General features: G+C 47.7%; 10 protein-coding genes. 8 read left to right on the forward strand and 2 right to left on the reverse strand.

Going from position 1 to position 16,343, the window contains the following annotated elements; all coding sequences use genetic code 11:
• Window positions 1-725: 725 nt before the first annotated feature.
• The 7 genes from AC3G2T_RS17310 (at window position 726) to AC3G2T_RS17340 (ending at window position 11,687) form a co-directional block, all read left to right on the forward strand.
• Window positions 726-2,975, forward strand: a complete 2,250-nt coding sequence (locus AC3G2T_RS17310; RefSeq protein ID WP_488436313.1) for a helix-turn-helix domain-containing protein — start codon at window positions 726-728, stop codon at window positions 2,973-2,975.
• Window positions 2,976-3,151: 176 nt separating this feature from the next.
• Window positions 3,152-4,738, forward strand: coding sequence for an extracellular solute-binding protein (locus AC3G2T_RS17315; protein ID WP_474681270.1), 1,587 nt, complete (start codon window positions 3,152-3,154; stop codon window positions 4,736-4,738).
• Between the two features lie 94 nt (window positions 4,739-4,832).
• Window positions 4,833-5,738: an ABC transporter permease gene (locus AC3G2T_RS17320; RefSeq protein WP_488436314.1), complete on the forward strand. Its 906-nt coding sequence runs from the start codon at window positions 4,833-4,835 to the stop codon at window positions 5,736-5,738.
• Between the two features lie 15 nt (window positions 5,739-5,753).
• Window positions 5,754-6,632 (forward strand): carbohydrate ABC transporter permease, encoded by an 879-nt coding sequence (locus tag AC3G2T_RS17325; protein WP_488436315.1) that lies wholly within the window; start codon window positions 5,754-5,756, stop codon window positions 6,630-6,632.
• Between the two features lie 44 nt (window positions 6,633-6,676).
• On the forward strand, window positions 6,677-7,468 hold the full coding sequence (locus tag AC3G2T_RS17330) for a Nif3-like dinuclear metal center hexameric protein (protein ID WP_488436316.1): 792 nt from the start codon (window positions 6,677-6,679) through the stop codon (window positions 7,466-7,468).
• 59 nt (window positions 7,469-7,527) lie between these two features.
• Window positions 7,528-10,953: a glycoside hydrolase family 2 TIM barrel-domain containing protein gene (locus AC3G2T_RS17335; RefSeq protein ID WP_488436317.1), complete on the forward strand. Its 3,426-nt coding sequence runs from the start codon at window positions 7,528-7,530 to the stop codon at window positions 10,951-10,953.
• A gap of 50 nt (window positions 10,954-11,003) precedes the next feature.
• Window positions 11,004-11,687, forward strand: a complete 684-nt coding sequence (locus AC3G2T_RS17340) for an MOSC domain-containing protein (protein ID WP_488436318.1) — start codon at window positions 11,004-11,006, stop codon at window positions 11,685-11,687.
• 90 nt (window positions 11,688-11,777) lie between these two features.
• Here AC3G2T_RS17340 and AC3G2T_RS17345 read toward each other — a convergent pair whose 3' ends face one another.
• On the reverse strand, window positions 11,778-13,553 hold the full coding sequence (locus tag AC3G2T_RS17345; RefSeq protein WP_488436319.1) for a cache domain-containing sensor histidine kinase: 1,776 nt from the start codon (window positions 13,551-13,553) through the stop codon (window positions 11,778-11,780).
• On the reverse strand, window positions 13,550-14,560 hold the full coding sequence (locus AC3G2T_RS17350) for a response regulator transcription factor (protein ID WP_488436320.1): 1,011 nt from the start codon (window positions 14,558-14,560) through the stop codon (window positions 13,550-13,552). Before AC3G2T_RS17350 ends, AC3G2T_RS17345 begins: the two co-directional genes overlap by 4 nt.
• Before the next feature lie 259 nt (window positions 14,561-14,819).
• On the opposite strand from AC3G2T_RS17350, the gene AC3G2T_RS17355 reads away from it, so the two are divergent.
• On the forward strand, window positions 14,820-16,322 hold the full coding sequence (locus AC3G2T_RS17355) for an extracellular solute-binding protein (RefSeq protein ID WP_488436321.1): 1,503 nt from the start codon (window positions 14,820-14,822) through the stop codon (window positions 16,320-16,322).
• Window positions 16,323-16,343: the final 21 nt, after the last annotated feature.

Raw genomic sequence — 16,343 nt, forward strand, 5'->3', positions numbered from 1 at the left:
TGTCCCCCTAAGCCTAACAAAGTGTCGCGACTTTCTCGGGCAGCCTGCACTTTTGCAGGTTTTCTCTCTACCAAGCTGCTTCCCACCCAATTGCGCAGTTCCACGACCTGCACCGGGAGAGGCGCCGCTGGGAAAGTGGCTGTCCCCCTAAGCCTAACAAAGTGTCGCGACTTTCTCGGGCGGCTTGCACGTTTGCATGCGTCTCAACGAGCAAAACCTGCACTTTATACGAAAATAGAACGTAGTAGTCCTGATTATTTTCATTCTGTGGGGTGACGTCCACGACGTCATGGGGTTTTTCGCAGGCTTTCTCCGTGCAGCCAGGCAGCCAGGCAGCCGAGCGGTCCGGCTCGGCGCGCGAGCTTCTCAACTGCCTGACTTTCGCCGATTTTCCGTGCACGGCTGTGCTGATATGGGCAAGTTTTTACAAAGTCTGCGAATGGCCGGTGATGTTGGCGATGACGGGCATCCATGTTCCCGGGGGGAATTCGTCAGTCACCCGCAGGGTGATTTTTTTTGATGCAGGATGATCCATTTGCGTCAAAAAGCTTCCATGCAACTCCTCTTGTTTGCAATTTGCCGATCGGATTTCATATTGTAGATTCCGTTTGTTGCGAAATTGTCGATCCAATTCCAAAATGGTTTCATTGAATTGACCGCATGATCCGATATAATGAAATACAAAATGGTTCTAAGCTGTGTGTTTATTATGAGGAGCGTCGGATATGCGGACCTTTTTAAAATTCAGCAATAGTGTAGCGTTTAAGTGGATCATTTCCTACGCCGTGATTATGATTATTCCTCTGATCGTCAGTGCGGTCGTCTATTTGCAAACGAAACAAATTGTCGAATATGAAATTCGCCGGGCCAGCAATGCGATGCTGAATCAAGTTAAATTTATTGTTGATAATGAGCTGAAACAAACGGAGAAGCTGGCCGCTCAGCTTTCGATTCATCCGGATATCAAAAAATATCTGGAGCTCGATGACGATGCGGAGCCTGAGCATGCTTTTCAAATCTACAAAACCGGACAGGAACTCAGCAAATACAAATCCATTAACGATTTCATTAACGGAATTTACATTTATTCGGTCAAGCTGGATAAGGTGTTGACGAACGAAACGTATGCGGAAGCCAAGTTGTTCTACGATGTGAACCACCGGTCCCCGCAATTGACCTATGACAATTGGCTGGCTGGCGTAAGGGAACCTGACCGCAAGAAATACCGGTTGATGCCGGTCAACGAGTCGGACAAGCCGGGAGAAACGGTCGTCTTTATGGAAGCGTTAACGAATAAAGCCGAGAGAAGGCAAGACGGGACGTTAATGATGCCGATCAACAGAAACAATATACAGCATTTGCTGGAGAACGTGGATTGGGTGAACAGGGGCAGAATTTTTATTATCGATCAAAATGATGAAATTTTGTTCCAGAACCGCAATGGCGAAACCGTGCCGAAAACGTATTTTCAATCTTTGCGCAGCTCCGACAGCATGGTTACGTTTGTGGACTCGGATACTACGGCATGGCGGTATGTAAGCGTATTTCCTTCCGATGTATTTTGGGAGCGTGCCAGAGAAATCCGCAACCTGAACCTGTTGGGGCTGTTGATTTGCTGTCTTATCGGAGCCGGAGTGATTTCCTATTTTGCCCGGAAAAATTATGGTCCCGTCCGCGAGCTGGTCCATGTATTTTCCCGCTTCAAGAAGGTGAGCGAGGGGGACGGTAAGGACGAGTATGCCTTTATCCGCGAGAGCGTGCTGGCGACTTTGCGGGAGCGGGACGATATGAACAATCAGCAGTACCAGCAAGTTCGAGTGCTTCAGGGCTACTATTTGTCGCGACTGTTAAAGGGGCATGCGGAAGAATCGCTGTCCATAGAGGAAGCGGCGGGAATTTACCGTCTGCAGTGGACGTCGGCGCAGTTTTCCGTACTGTTGTTTCATATGGAGTTGGGCCAAGTTGGCAAAAGAATGTCACTGGAGTTGTCGCATTTTATTGTCTCCAATATTGTGATGGATCTGATTCGGCCCCGGCACGGCATCCATTTTGCGGATTTGGACGGTATGCTGGGAGCCATTGTGAATGTGAATCCGGAGCATGCAGGATGTTGGAAAGAGGATGTCGAGGCAGCGCTCTCGGAGGCGCTTGAATTCATCGAGCAGCGTTACCGTCTGTCCTTCGTCGTCGCAGGGAGCGAATTGCAAAACGGGCTTAAAGGGATCCATCAAGGTTTCCTTCAGGCGCTAGAAGCTCGGGAATACAGCTTGCTGCTTCATGAGGACGGAGTTATCTGGTACGGGGATATTAAACAAGAGGACACGGATTATTATTATTCCATGAATGATGAGATCATCTTGATCAATGTGATCAAGAGCGGTGATGTGCACAAAGCCATCGAGCTGATGGACGATCTGATCGAGGGTATATTTTGCCATCAATCTTCGATTGAAATGATCAAATGCGCTATGATTGACTTGGCCAGTACGATGATGAAGACCATTCCTTTGGATACGTGCAAATCGGCCATGTGGGAAGAGCGGCGTCCGGTCAAGCGTCTGCTGGGCTGCTCCACCCGCGCCGAATTCAGGCAGGAGCTTCTGGAGATCGTATCTCTAGTCTGCGAGCGTGCCCATGCAAAAATGTCCCAAATGAGCAATATGGGCATAGGCAGTCAGGTGGAAGAGTACGTGAAAGCCAGCTTCTCCGATGACAATCTAAGCGTCTCCATGATCGGGGCGCACTTCGGCATTACTCCCCAATATGTGTCCAAAGTATTTAAGGCGCATGCCGGTCAAGGGCTGCATGATTATATTAGCCAGGTCAGAATCAGTAAGGCGAAGCTGCTGCTGGACGAAGGGGCCTCGATCGACGAGACGGCGCTTAAGGTCGGATTTGCCAGCAGCAGCGCCTTTATCCGGGTGTTCAAAAAGTATGAAGGCATAACGCCGGGCCGATATAAAAGTTTGCCATGATCAGCAAAAACCGGCATTAACCAAAAAGACGATAGAAGTCAAATTGACAATCGTCTTTTTTTGCATTTCGTCAACCGAGTTGCGAAATTGAACATTGCCGGCATCGGGCGCTTGGATTACATTGAGAAAGCGGTTAATCAAGGCACAAATCAAATGATCAGGGGGATTGGCTCATCATGAAATCAATAAGCAAAGGCAAGCTCCTTAGTTCCGCAGCTCTCATTGCAAGTTTCGCGCTGATGGCGGCGGGATGCACCGGAGGCCAAAGCAATGAAGGGGCGCCGGCGGCAAATACGAGCGGCAAGAACGCAAACTTTACGTATCCGATGCAGGGAAATATCGAACTAACTTATATGACGGAATCGCTTGGCGGCATCCCCGAGAAAGTACAGATTGATGAAGAATACCAAAAGCGTACCGGAATCGCCATTAAGCATCTAGGCGGCACACCGATGAAAGACCAAAAGTTCAGCCTGCTGCTGGCAGCCGGGGAGCTGCCGGACATATTCCTGAATACTTGGCTTCAATATCCGGGGGGACCGGAGAAGGCGGTGGAGCAAGGTTATATTTTGAAGCTTAACGATTACATCGATCAATACGCGCCCAACCTGAAGAAAGCGCTGCAGGATAATCCGGAGATCGATAAAATGATCAAAACGGACAACGGCACGTATTATGCATTCCCGTTTATTCGTTCGGAAGCCGGTCGCGTATACGGCGGGCCCATTATCCGCAAGGATTGGCTGGATGAGCTGGGGCTGGGTGTTCCTGAAACGATCGATGAGTGGTATACCGTGCTGAAGGCGTTTAAGGAGAAAAAGAACGCTGCGGCGCCGGTTACTTTCCGCACCATGTTCTTGGGCGAGCGTACCGGAGGCTTTGCGGGCGCCTATGGAGTGATGGGCAACTACTATGTCAAGAATGGCAAAGTCGTCTACGGCTACTTGGAACCGGAATATAAGGAATATCTTCGAACGATGAATAAGTGGTATAAGGAAGGCTTGATCGATAAAGATTTTGCATCGATCGATGCGGCGACGGTCGACAAGAAAATGACGTCCCAGGTGAGCGGAGCGACGTTCGGTTGGCAGTTTTATATCGAAAAGTACAATTCGACCGCGCAAGCCGCCGACCCGAAGGCAAACTATGTCGCCGCGCCGTATCCGACACTCGTAAAGGGCACCAAGCCGGAATTCGGCCAGCTTGATAATGCGTATGCGGGCACAAGCTCCGCAGCGATCTCGGCGAAAACCAAAAACATTGAAGCAGCGATGCGCTGGCTGGATTATGCTTACTCCAAGGAAGGCAGCATGCTGAATACGTTCGGCATCGAGGGCACTACATACGAGATGAAGGACGGAAAGCCTGTTTATACGGATCTGGTCGTTAAAAATCCGAAAGGACTCGGCAGCGACCAAGTCATGATGCAGTACGCTCATGGCACGAACTTCCCGATGATCCAGAAGGATAACAACCTGCCGACGAAGTACAAGCAGACGACCGATGCGATTGATATTTGGAAAAATACGAATCATGCGAGCCATTTGCTGCCGCCGGTGACGCCGACTGCGGCGGAATCGGACGAAATGGCCAGCATCATGAACGATATTAATGCGCTGGTGAAAGAGGCGGAGCTGAAAATTATTTTGGGCGCCGAGCCGGTCGACAACTATGATAAATACGTTCAGCAAATGAAGAGTTTGGGCATCGAACGCGCGCTGAAGATTCAACAGGATGCGTATGAAAGATATTTAAAGCGGTAATGAAAGCCGAGGCTGGGGACCGCCGCTCGCTAGACGCAAGCAGCGGTCCTTTGTTCTGAGCGGATTTGGGACTGTGCAAAAGGAAGGTGGAGCAATGACCAGCTTATTAAGGAAAGATCTCATACGCAACAAGTGGCTGTACGTCATGATGATCCCTGTCATCGTCTACTACATTGCCTTTCATTATGCGCCGATGTATGGCGCGATCATCGCCTTTAAGCAGTTTGTGCCCGCCAAGGGGATACTTGGAAGCGAGTGGGTGGGCTTTAAGCATTTTAAAGAATTCTTTTCCAGCATTTATTTTTTTCGTGTGATCAAAAATACGATCTTGCTCAGCATGAGCAATCTGCTTTTCGGATTTCCGGCGCCTATTATTCTTGCTTTGCTGTTGAATGAATTAAAGAGTCCGCTGTTCCGCCGCATTACGCAAACGATTACGTACATGCCGCATTTCATTACGCTGGTAGTGGTCGCCGGCATTATCCGGTATTTTACCCTGTCGGATGGTTTGATCAATGATGTGATCGCCTTCTTTGGTGGGGAGCGGGCATCGTTCCTGCAGCAGCCGGAGTCGTTCCGGTCCATCTATGTGATCAGTGAGATCTGGCAGCAGATAGGCTGGGGAACGATCATCTATCTTGCCGCGATATCCGGCATTGACCAGCAGCAGTATGAAGCCGCCAAGATCGACGGCGCCACGAAGTTCCGCCAAATCTGGCATATTACGCTGCCGGGCATCCTGCCTACCGTCATGATCATGCTCATTCTGGCGCTGGGCAACTTGATGAACGTCGGCTTTGAGAAGATCATTCTTTTATACAGCGCAAGCATTTACGAAACCGCGGATGTCATTTCCACTTTCGTGTACCGCAAGGGGATTTTGGAATTTAACTATGGATACAGCACTGCGGTAGGGTTATTCAATTCCGTGATCAATTTCATCATTCTTCTGATGGCCAATCAGTTCAGCAAGCGGGTCAGTCAGAACAGCTTATGGTAAGGAGGGGGACCCGCGATGAACCGACCGACATTCGGAGAACGGATATTTGATGCAGCCAACTGTTTAATTATGGTAATATTGATTTTAGCGACGGTATACCCTTTGCTGTATATTTTGTTCTCGTCTTTAAGCGATGGCAGCAGGCTGATCTCATTCGACGGCATTTTGCTCTGGCCGCAAGGATTTTCGCTGGATGGCTACAAAGCCGTTTTTAGCAATGCCACCTTTCTTCAAGCTTTTAAAAATACGTTCTTCGTCCTGTTCGTTGGCGTGGCGATCAATCTGACATTAACGTCGCTCGGCGCTTATTTTCTTTCGAGGGACGATGTGTTATTAAGCAGGCCCATTATGTTCTTCATCGTATTCACGATGTTTTTTCAGGGCGGACTTATTCCTTTCTATTTGATCGTGAAGTCCTACGGGCTTACGAATACGTTATGGGCGTTAATTCTTCCGTCAGCCATCAGTACTTTTAATTTAATCATTATGCGAACGTATTTTCTGGCTATTCCCAAAGAACTTGAAGAATCGGCCTTCTTGGATGGAGCGGGGCATTTCACCATTTTGTTTCGCATTTTCATCCCTCTATCCATGCCTGTAATAGCCGTTATGATTTTGTACTATGGGGTAGGGCATTGGAACAGCTGGTTCAACGCGATGATCTTCCTGCGCGATCAACATTTATTTCCCGTTCAATTGGTGGTCAGGAACATTTTATTGGAGAACGACAATGCGAATATGATCGGGACGACAACACTGATGCAGAGTCAGAGCGTTGCCGAGACACTCAAGTATGCGGCGATTATCGTTACGACGGCTCCGATCTTATTGTTGTATCCGTTTCTGCAAAAATACTTTGTGAAAGGAGTCATGGTCGGTGCATTGAAAGGCTGATGTGCCTGGAAGCGGCACGGACATGAATGACTTGAGGGCAGACGATGAGTGTAAAAATAAAAACGGTTATCGACGCGTTAATAGCTCCGGTCGGCAAGCTTGAGCAAACCGTCGATACGCTGAAGTTCGGCCATCCCGACACAGAGGTGACGGGGATTGTGACCGCCTTCATGCCTACGCAATTGGTCATCGAGCAAGCGATACGGCGGGGAGCGAATTTGATTATTGCTCACGAAGGGCCGTTCTTCTCGCATCATGATAGCGCAGCTCATAAGGAAGACCCGGTGTACGAGGAGAAAAGGAAGCTTTTGGAATCCTCGGGCATCGCGCTATTCCGGTTCCACGATTACTGGCATCGCTATACGCCGGATGGTGTCATGGAGGGCTTGATTCAGGCGCTCGATTGGACCCCGTACATTCGGAAGCATGATGCTGCGGCCTCCGTCCTGCATATTCCCGCGGATACGGCAGGCGCAATCGCGGAATATGTGAAGAAAAAGCTGGGAATTGCTTTTGTAAGAACGCAAGGCGACCTCGGGATGAATTGTTCGAGGATCGGCTTGCTTGCGGGATACCGAGGCGGAGGTCAGCATACGCTTCCTTTATTTTACAAAGAGTCTCTGGATCTTATTTTATACGGGGAAGGGCCGGAATGGGAAACGCCCGAGTATGTGAGGGATGCGGTCTATCAAGGAAGACGCAAGGCGTTGATCGTCCTCGGTCATGCTGAAAGTGAAGAGCCGGGGATGAAGCTTCTGGCCGACAAGCTGACAAGCATGTATCCGGATATTCCCGTTCACTATATCAAAGAACGTCCGGTTTTCCAGATTGTGTAAGGTGGGAGAAACCGAGTGAGTCTAATAATGGGAATGGTGGGAGAGGACGGCAGCAGGTTATGAATAAGAAAATACTTTTTAACGATGGATGGGAATTTGCAAAAAGCGGCTTGGAAGCGACAGATTGTGCCGGTCTAACGTTCGAGCCCATTGATATTCCCCATGATTGGCTTATTTACGATACGCTTAATCTTTATGAAAACAGTATTGGCTGGTATCGCAAGACATTTATTTGCGCCAAAGAAGATAGGCAGCTTTTGCTATGCTTTGACGGTGTTTATATGGATTCTTCCGTCTATGTGAACGGGTGGTTTGCAGGAGAATGGAAATACGGGTACTCCTCATTCGAGCATGACATCACAGCTGCCGTCGTCGAAGGGGCGAATGAAATTATCGTAAAAGTCGTGCATCAAAGCCCGAGCAGCAGATGGTATTCGGGGGCGGGCATCTACCGCAATGTATGGCTCAAAACAAGAGATAACAATCATATTGCAACGGATGGCGTTTACATAACGACGAAAAAGACGGACGACGGCTGGCAGGTCGAAGTCGATACCGAAATGTGCGTGCATGAAGCTGTGCAAATTTCGCACACAATCCTGTACAAGGATCAAAAGATTGCCGCCGTATCAGAGAAGGTCGATGCAGGAAACGATATTCGAACAATGAGCCGACTAAGTCTGTTTGTTGAGAATCCTTTGCTATGGAGCACGGATGAGCCCAATCTCTATCGGCTGATTACCAGATTAGAGCTGGCGGCATCGAATAGTGAAATTGAAAACATATCCCACAATATCGGGTTTCGGAGCATTGAGATGTCCCCCAGCCAAGGACTTCATCTGAACGGTAAAAAGATGAAGCTGAACGGAGTTTGCGAACATCACGATTTAGGTGCCTTAGGAACGGCGTTTAACAAAACGGCGATGAAAAGAAGGCTTGATATTTTGAAAGAAATGGGTGTCAACGCAATACGGACGACCCATAATATGCCGGCCCCGGAATTGATGGATTTGACGGATGAGATGGGAATACTTGTCGTCTCGGAAGCTTTTGATATATGGGAAAGACCTAAAACTAAATTTGATTACTCAAGATTTTTTAAGGACTGGGCTTCTGCCGATGTGAAGAGCTGGGTGATGCGGGACCGGAATCATCCGAGCCTGCTGATGTGGAGTATCGGAAATGAGATTTACGATACTTATGCGGATGAGAGAGGGCAAGAAATAACCAGGATGCTAATGGACGAGGTCGGGATTTATGACCCGAAAGGGAATGCAAGGGTCACGATCGGCTCGAATTATATGCCTTGGGAAAATGCTCAAAAATGCGCTGATATCGTTAAGGTCGCAGGATACAATTATGCGGAAAAATATTATCATAAGCATCATGAAGAGCATGAAGACTGGATTATTTATGGCAGTGAGACATCCTCTGTCGTGCAAAGCCGCGGCATCTATCGTTTCCCGTTCGAAAGATCCATTCTTGCCGATGACGACGAACAATGCTCCGCACTTGGAAATAGCCCGACGAGCTGGGGGGCCAAATCGGCGGAAGCATGCATGATCGCAGAAAGGGATACGCCGTTCTCCCTCGGTCAATTTATATGGACCGGATTTGATTATATTGGTGAACCGACTCCGTATCATACGAAGAACTCTTATTTTGGACAGATCGATACGGCTACATTTAAGAAAGATTCCTATTACATCTATCAGGCGGCATGGACGGATTACAAGACCAGTCCGATGGTCCATATTTTTCCGTATTGGGATTTTAATGACGGCCAGATGATTGACGTTCGCGTCTGCTCGAATGCGCCCAGAATCGAATTGCAGCTGAATGGCGTTCGGGTAGGAACGCATGATATCGATCATCAACATGGTACGCAGCTTGTCGGCTGGTGGAAGATTCCTTATCAAGACGGCGAGTTAACTGCAATAGCCTATGATGAAGCTGGCCGTATTCTTGCTGCCGACAGCCAAAAATCGTTTGGCGATGCGAAGAAGATCCGTTTGGCCGCGGATAAAGAACGGCTTCTGGCCGATGGCACAGATCTTATTTTCGTAGAAATTACAATGGAAGATGAGAACGGGCATACCGTAGAAAATGCGAATAATCGAGTGCATGTTGAAGTGACTGGGGCAGGCCGGCTGCTTGGTTTGGACAACGGGGACAGTACGGATTACGATCCGTATAAAGGATTGAGCAGAAGGTTGTTCAGCGGTAAGTTGATGGCTATTATCGGATCGACGCTTACGCCCGGAAACATTCAGATCAAAGTATCTTCGGCAGGAATGAACAGCCGGACAGCGGAATTCGAGTCTCTCCCGGTTGAGGCTCGGACAGTTGCGGGTATTTCCGCGAATACCCGGAATCATGAGCTGCCGTGCGTCATGGGCATGGGAAGCGGCGAAGAAATACCGGTTCGCAAGATTGAAATCATTAGCGATTCCGGGCAAAGGTTCGATGAAACGGCCAAAGAAATGAAGGTAAGGGCAAAACTGCACCCCGCTGACACCACTTATCAGGAAGTCGAGTGGAGCGTGGTAGATGCTGCAGGGATTGTGTCCAATATCGCAAAGGTGGATGCGGCCGGCTGCGAAGCAAAGGTCACCGCGCTGGGGGACGGCGAGTTCCGTCTTCGCTGTACAAGCAGAAATGGCAGCGACAAGACCAGGATCATATCGCAATTGGAATTTACGGTTGTCGGGCTGGGCACAGCTTACCTGGATCCTTATGGTTTTATATCCGCAGGCCTTTACGATTACAGTAAGGGGGATGTCGGCAACGGGAATGAAAGAGGTGTAGCCACCAGCAGGGAGGGCGAAACTCAAGTCGGCTTTCATCAAATAGACTTCGGCCCCTATGGTTCCGACACGATCACCATCCCCATTTTTGCTTTGACGAGCGAAGAGTACCCCCTGCAAATTTGGGAAGGAGTGCCAGGGGAGGACGGAAGCTCACTCTTGGCGGATGTCGTCTACCAAAAACCAACGAAGTGGAATACGTATCAAGAAGAAACCTATCATCTGTCCAAGAGACTTCGCGGCATTTCTTCGATTTGCTTCGTCCTTCGTCAGAAGGTGCATATTAAAGGATTTTCCTTCCGGCAAGGGAGCAGAGCTTTCGAGCTTAATCACGCGGCGGAATGCGACCGCATATATGGGGATACATTTGAAATTACAGGAACAAGTGTAGAGGGGATAGGCAACAACGTTTCCCTGGAATTTGAACATTTCGATTTTACCAGTGATGGCGCAACAAGGCTTGTTGTGTTCGGCAAATCGCCTATCGATAAAAATACGATTCATATCCGCTTCGCGAATCATGAAGGTGAAAGCAACCGGATTGTTGATTTTACTCAGTCCGACGGGTATGAAGAGCAAGTTTTCGACTTGGAAAAGATTACAGGCGTTCAAAAAGTAACTTTTATTTTCCTGCCGGGATCCAATTTCGATTTTGGCTGGTTCCGTTTTGAGAAATAAGGCTGATAATGGTTCTTGAATCCACAGATGGAAAGGCGCGGTGATCTCCAATGAGTCATGTCGAAATACTTTCGATCAATATAGGTAAACCCCAACAGATAAGCTTTAATCATAAAGAAATTTCAACCGGAATATTCAAACGGCCTGCGAACAGATCCCTATTTTTATCGAGTCTGAATTTCGAGGGGGACGGGCAAGCGGATCTGGTTCATCATGGCGGCAAGGAGAAGGCCGTATGCGTCTATCCTTACGAACACTATCCGTATTGGGAGAAGGAATTACAAAGAACTTTGGAATACGGCGCATTCGGAGAAAATTTAACGATCCGGGGACTACTCGAAGCGGATGTCTGCATTGGCGATATATTTGAGCTGGGCGAATCGATCGTGCAGGTCAGTCAACCACGGCAGCCTTGTTATAAATTGTCCGTAACATACAACTTGCCCGATATGCCGCTAAAAGTGCAGGAAACCGGTTATACAGGCTTTTATTTTCGCGTTTTGCAAGAAGGAGTCGTACCCGCATCCGCCTGTTTAAGAAGAATTGCCCGCCATCCCAAAGCAATTTCGGTTTCCTATGCGAACCGTATCATGCATCGTGAGAAAGATCATATCGCAGGTATTAGAAAAATACTCGAAGTGGAAGAGCTGTCGGTAAACTGGAGAGCAACGTTTTTAAAACGTTTGGAAGGGAATGAAGCGGATTCCCGGGAACGATTAACCGGCAATAAATGAACAGCCGCTTCATTTATTTTCCTCCCTAAAAACGTCAAATATCGCACAGAAGCAAACAATATTAGAACATCAACCAAGATAATCGGCTTATCATTTGGCCGTCCTGGGGATTCGGATTCCGATTACAGTGCCTCTGCCCGGAAAGGAATGAATCGAGACTCCGTAAGCGGGGCCATATTTTAGCTGTATGCGCTTTTGGACATTGGGCAGGCCCAGCGATTCGTGCTGACTTGCTTCGTCATGTGCATTTCCGGACTTAAATGCGTGCTCGAAGCTTTTTTGCTTATGTTCGTCGATTCCTGGTCCGTTGTCCGCAATTTCGATGATAAGGTCTTGCTCCTCGGCGTAGGCGGTTACGATGATAGCTCCGTTCCCTCCGCGAGGCTCGATTCCGTATTTCACGGCATTCTCTACGATGGGCTGCAGAGTCAGCTTCATGATTCGGGAATCCAAAAATTTTTCATTGATGACTACTTTGCTTTCAAAGCTTTTGGGGAATCGAATGTGAATAATTTCCAAGTATTTCATAAGAATCGAGAGCTCGTCTTTCAGCGTGACTTCCATATTGGCGAAACTGGCCGCGTAACGGTATACATCGGCTAAATTTTGCGCAAGCTTTTCCGTTAACGGATTATTTTCCAAACACGCAATGCCGCTGATAATGCCGAGCGTATTGTAGAGAAGGTGCGGATTAATCTGATTTTGCAGCGCTTGAATGGCGGCTTCCTGTTGATGCAATTGCAGCTTCATCTCTTTCATTTCCAGTTCGGCTACCATTCTTAACGAATCGTTCAATTGTTCCACCATCTTATTGAAGCTGTAGCTCAGAATTTGAAATTCGTTGATTTCGGAGTTTAGCTCAACTCGAACATTCAAACCGCCTCTGGCCACCGCCTCCATGGCGGATTTCATTTTTTTTACCGGTCCGACAAAACTTTTCAACACTAGGGGGATGACCGCCACGAGACAGAGAATGATAATAACGACCGTGATCAGTGAAGATTTGATGGCCGTATTCAATCCGCTCGCGATTTCTTGGTAGGGGACAATGGCCACGATGTTCCATCCTGTTTGCCCGGATTTTGTAACATCCACCAAGGATTTTTTGCCGTTCCATTCCTGGATGCTCGATTGCCCGTCCAATTGCAGAGACAGCGTGTTGAGGCCCGTATCGCTTCGAGCCTTCCCTACCCATCTTTCATCCGGATAATAGATCACATTCCCTTCCGGCGACAGCAAAAAGAAAAACCCGCTCTTGCCCAGATTGGACTTTTGGAACGTGGCGTTAATTTCGGCAAGGGAAAATTCAATGACCAGGTTCCCTATTAAAGAAACATTTTGAGAACTGTACACGGGAATCAGCATGCTCATAACCGGCAGATTATTCGTCGAATTTCTGTACGTTGGCAATGTTTTGGTTTGCGCCGTCGGCGTTTCCAGGTACCAAGGTTTATTGGCGTACATCGTTTCACCTTTATTGAGGGCAATGATACGCTTATCGGAAGAAACCAAGTAGAGATTGACGATCTCCGGATAGTTAAAAGAGATATAGACTTCCATTTCCTTCTGCAAATCCGTAACTTCTTGCGGAGTTAGTGGGGCGCCGCTTTCCAGCCACTTCTGAACCAACTGTGTAGTGATCAAGGTTCTCGTCGATTGGGCCATTTGCTTTAAATAAAATTCAAGGTGATAGCTAAGACGTTCGGAGGCCTCTCCAGTAATGGTTTTGAAATCCTGCTTTACCGCTTTGTTATAAAATAAGTAAGAAAAACTGGCCATCAGCAGGACGACCAGGATGGAAAGGCACATGAAAAGGGTATACATTTTTACAGCTATGGAAGAATTACGAAAGAAGCCCTGTCTCATACTCCCAGGCTCCTCTTATACTCGTTGGGCGAAAGCCCCGTTACCGTCTTAAACAACCGGTTGAAGTAAGGCAGCGTCGAAAAGCCCACCATATCGGCGACTTCGTAGATTTTCAAATCCGTCTCAAGCAGCAGCTGCTTCGCCTTATCGATCCGGTATTGGTTCAAATAGTTGACGAAGGAATCGCCGGTATTTTTTTTGAAAATGACGCAAAACCGGGAGACGCTTAAATCAGCGATTTCGGCAATTTGCGACAGTGTAATTTCTTTCATATAATTTTTTTGCACATATTCTTGAACTCTTTTCATAACCAGATTCGGATTTTGGCTGGGAGCGGTTTCAAGATGCCGAAACCAATTTTCCAATAAGGAATAAAAGTATTTAAGAATCGCTTCCTTGTCTTGTCCGTTGATGGAGGCCCATTCCGCTCGCTCCCCCGTATGGCCGGTCTGTTCATACAGCTTGTCCGACAAGATACGCAGCATGCCCATTTTCTCGCCATGTGCCGCATGTTTGACGGTTAAGACGGATTTAATCAGCTCGGATAATTCACGCCAAGCTTTTGGCCGGTCAAAGGAATCCAGCTTATGAATAAATTCATGGATGAGCAGCCATTGTTCCCGGTGCCGGTGAGAGCGCTGCATAAATTCCACGGAATGTGTAAGGGCTTTCTTTATTTTCTCTTCTGAAATCGGCTTAAGGACATACTCGGCAACCCCATACCTCATCGCCTCTTGCGCATAGGAAAAATTATCATACCCGCTAATAATGATCGGCGCGACAGACACTTGATATTCATACACTCTTTGCAGCAGTGCCAGCCCATCCATCCCCGGCATCATAATGTCGGTGATCAGCACGTCCGGCCACAATTCATTCATCAACTTCCACGCTTCTTCGCCGTCTCTTGCTTCACCGATAACTTTAAATCCTTCGATTCTTTCAATCAATTCAATGACCTGATTCCGGATCCAGAATTCATCTTCCGCAACAAGCACCTGATACATAGGAGCACCTCATTTGCTGATCGAACTTTAAGAAGAGTCGGTACGTCCCGATTGACCGAATCTATATTCATTTTATCCGCTCGACTTTCGTTTGCATACCCTATTTTCGAAGGCCAGAACGCATGGACACGTCTCAATCGTCGTGTGAGAAAAAAATAAGTCAATAAACAAAAAAATAGGGTAACGTAAATACAAGCCGAGAACTGTATAGTAAGTAGTGTGAGATTTATCACATCCATATATCCAAGGGGGAAAAAAAGTGAAAAAACTTGCCGCATTAGCCGTATCTTCTTTGATTATCGTCAGTACTACCGGATGCGGGAAAGCAAGCGATACACAAAAGCCGGATGGAACCGGCAGCGGTTCGACCGATAAGAAAATGACCGTCACTTTAATGACGTCAAGCTTTTCCGGAGGGGGATGGGCGGACAATAGCCCGGTGGTGCAGAAGCTGAATGAAAAATTAAATATCGACCTGCAAATTCAGTGGGTTCCTTTCGACACATTGGCTCAAAAGGAAAACGTTATGGCGGCTTCCAACAGTTTTCCCGATGTGTTCTGGGTTCAGCAAAACGAGTTTGTCAAATGGCGGGATAAAAATGTATTCATGGATGTCAAACCGTACTTGAACCAATATCCGAACCTGAGCAAACAAATACCGGAAGATGGATTGCAAATCGAAAATCCGAAGGGAAAATACTTCGGCATTCCTTACTATATTCAGGATACGCGGGATTCGTTTATCATCCGGCAAGATTGGCTGGACAAGCTTGGATTGAAAATGCCGACAACAGTGGACGAATTCGCGCAAGTGGCCAAGGCGTTCGCTGCGCAAGACCCGGATGGCAATGGCCAACAAGATACGACCGGTTTCTCGTTCGGCATTCAAAACAATAAATTTTACGGTATTGCTCCGATCATGGCGGCATTCGGCCTGGGCAACGAGTGGAGCAAATCCGGCGATCAGTTGGTCAACTTTAAGACGCAAACCAAGGAACTGAAACAATTTGTTACCTTTATGAACAAGCTTTATCAAGAAGGGGCTCTGGACAAAGATTTCGCCACCAATAAAACGAACGATCAAGCGGACAAGTTCACATCCGGCAAAGTGGGGATTGCCGAAGTCGTCCCGGTGGAATTTCTTCAAAACCGCTTGCCTACTTTGAAAAAAGCGCAGTCAAGCGCAGTAGTGAGCCAGCTTCTTCCGCCGAAAGGCCCGGATGGGAAACAAGGAACCTCCACCTTGTCGATGACATCTAAGATTGTGATCAACAATTCCATCGACAAAGACAAGCAGCAGCGCATTTTGAAAATGCTGGATTATATGCTGTCCGACGAAGGGTATGACCTGATCAAAAACGGCGTTGAAAATGTGCATTACAAATCGGATAACGGCAAGTTCGTCAAATTGGAAGCTTATGACAAAGATCGTCCGTTTCTGCTTTCTACATGGTTCATGCGCCGATTTGATCCGTTAGTGCAAATTCATAAGTGGGATGACGGAAATCTGGCCAAACAGCTTCAAGCCTTTGGCGACAATAACGCAAAATACAAATGGCCGAATGCGGCGGCTGCGGTTGTATCGGACGTTCAAACCAAGCTTGCGCCGAATCTGGACCAGAAATGGCTCGCGAGCATGATTAAAATTATTATGGGGCAAGCTCCTGTGGATACGGTCGATCAGGCGGCGGAAGAATGGTTGAAAAATGGCGGGGACCAAATCACGAAGGATATCAATGCCGAGTACCAAAAGCTTCAATAACTAATTACTGGAGTTGAACGA

The organism is Paenibacillus sp. sgz302191, assembly GCF_057749925.1.

Bases quoted from the DNA above. Each gene is read 5' to 3' on its own strand.
- AC3G2T_RS17310 (WP_488436313.1), top strand. From the start codon at position 726: ATGCGGACCTTTTTAAAATTCAGCAATAGTGTAGCGTTTAAGTGGATC.
- AC3G2T_RS17315 (WP_474681270.1), top strand. From the start codon at position 3,152: ATGAAATCAATAAGCAAAGGCAAGCTCCTTAGTTCCGCAGCTCTCATT.
- AC3G2T_RS17320 (WP_488436314.1), top strand. From the start codon at position 4,833: ATGACCAGCTTATTAAGGAAAGATCTCATACGCAACAAGTGGCTGTAC.
- AC3G2T_RS17325 (WP_488436315.1), top strand. From the start codon at position 5,754: ATGAACCGACCGACATTCGGAGAACGGATATTTGATGCAGCCAACTGT.
- AC3G2T_RS17330 (WP_488436316.1), top strand. From the start codon at position 6,677: ATGAGTGTAAAAATAAAAACGGTTATCGACGCGTTAATAGCTCCGGTC.
- AC3G2T_RS17335 (WP_488436317.1), top strand. From the start codon at position 7,528: ATGAATAAGAAAATACTTTTTAACGATGGATGGGAATTTGCAAAAAGC.
- AC3G2T_RS17340 (WP_488436318.1), top strand. From the start codon at position 11,004: ATGAGTCATGTCGAAATACTTTCGATCAATATAGGTAAACCCCAACAG.
- AC3G2T_RS17345 (WP_488436319.1), bottom strand. From the start codon at position 13,553: ATGAGACAGGGCTTCTTTCGTAATTCTTCCATAGCTGTAAAAATGTAT.
- AC3G2T_RS17350 (WP_488436320.1), bottom strand. From the start codon at position 14,560: ATGTATCAGGTGCTTGTTGCGGAAGATGAATTCTGGATCCGGAATCAG.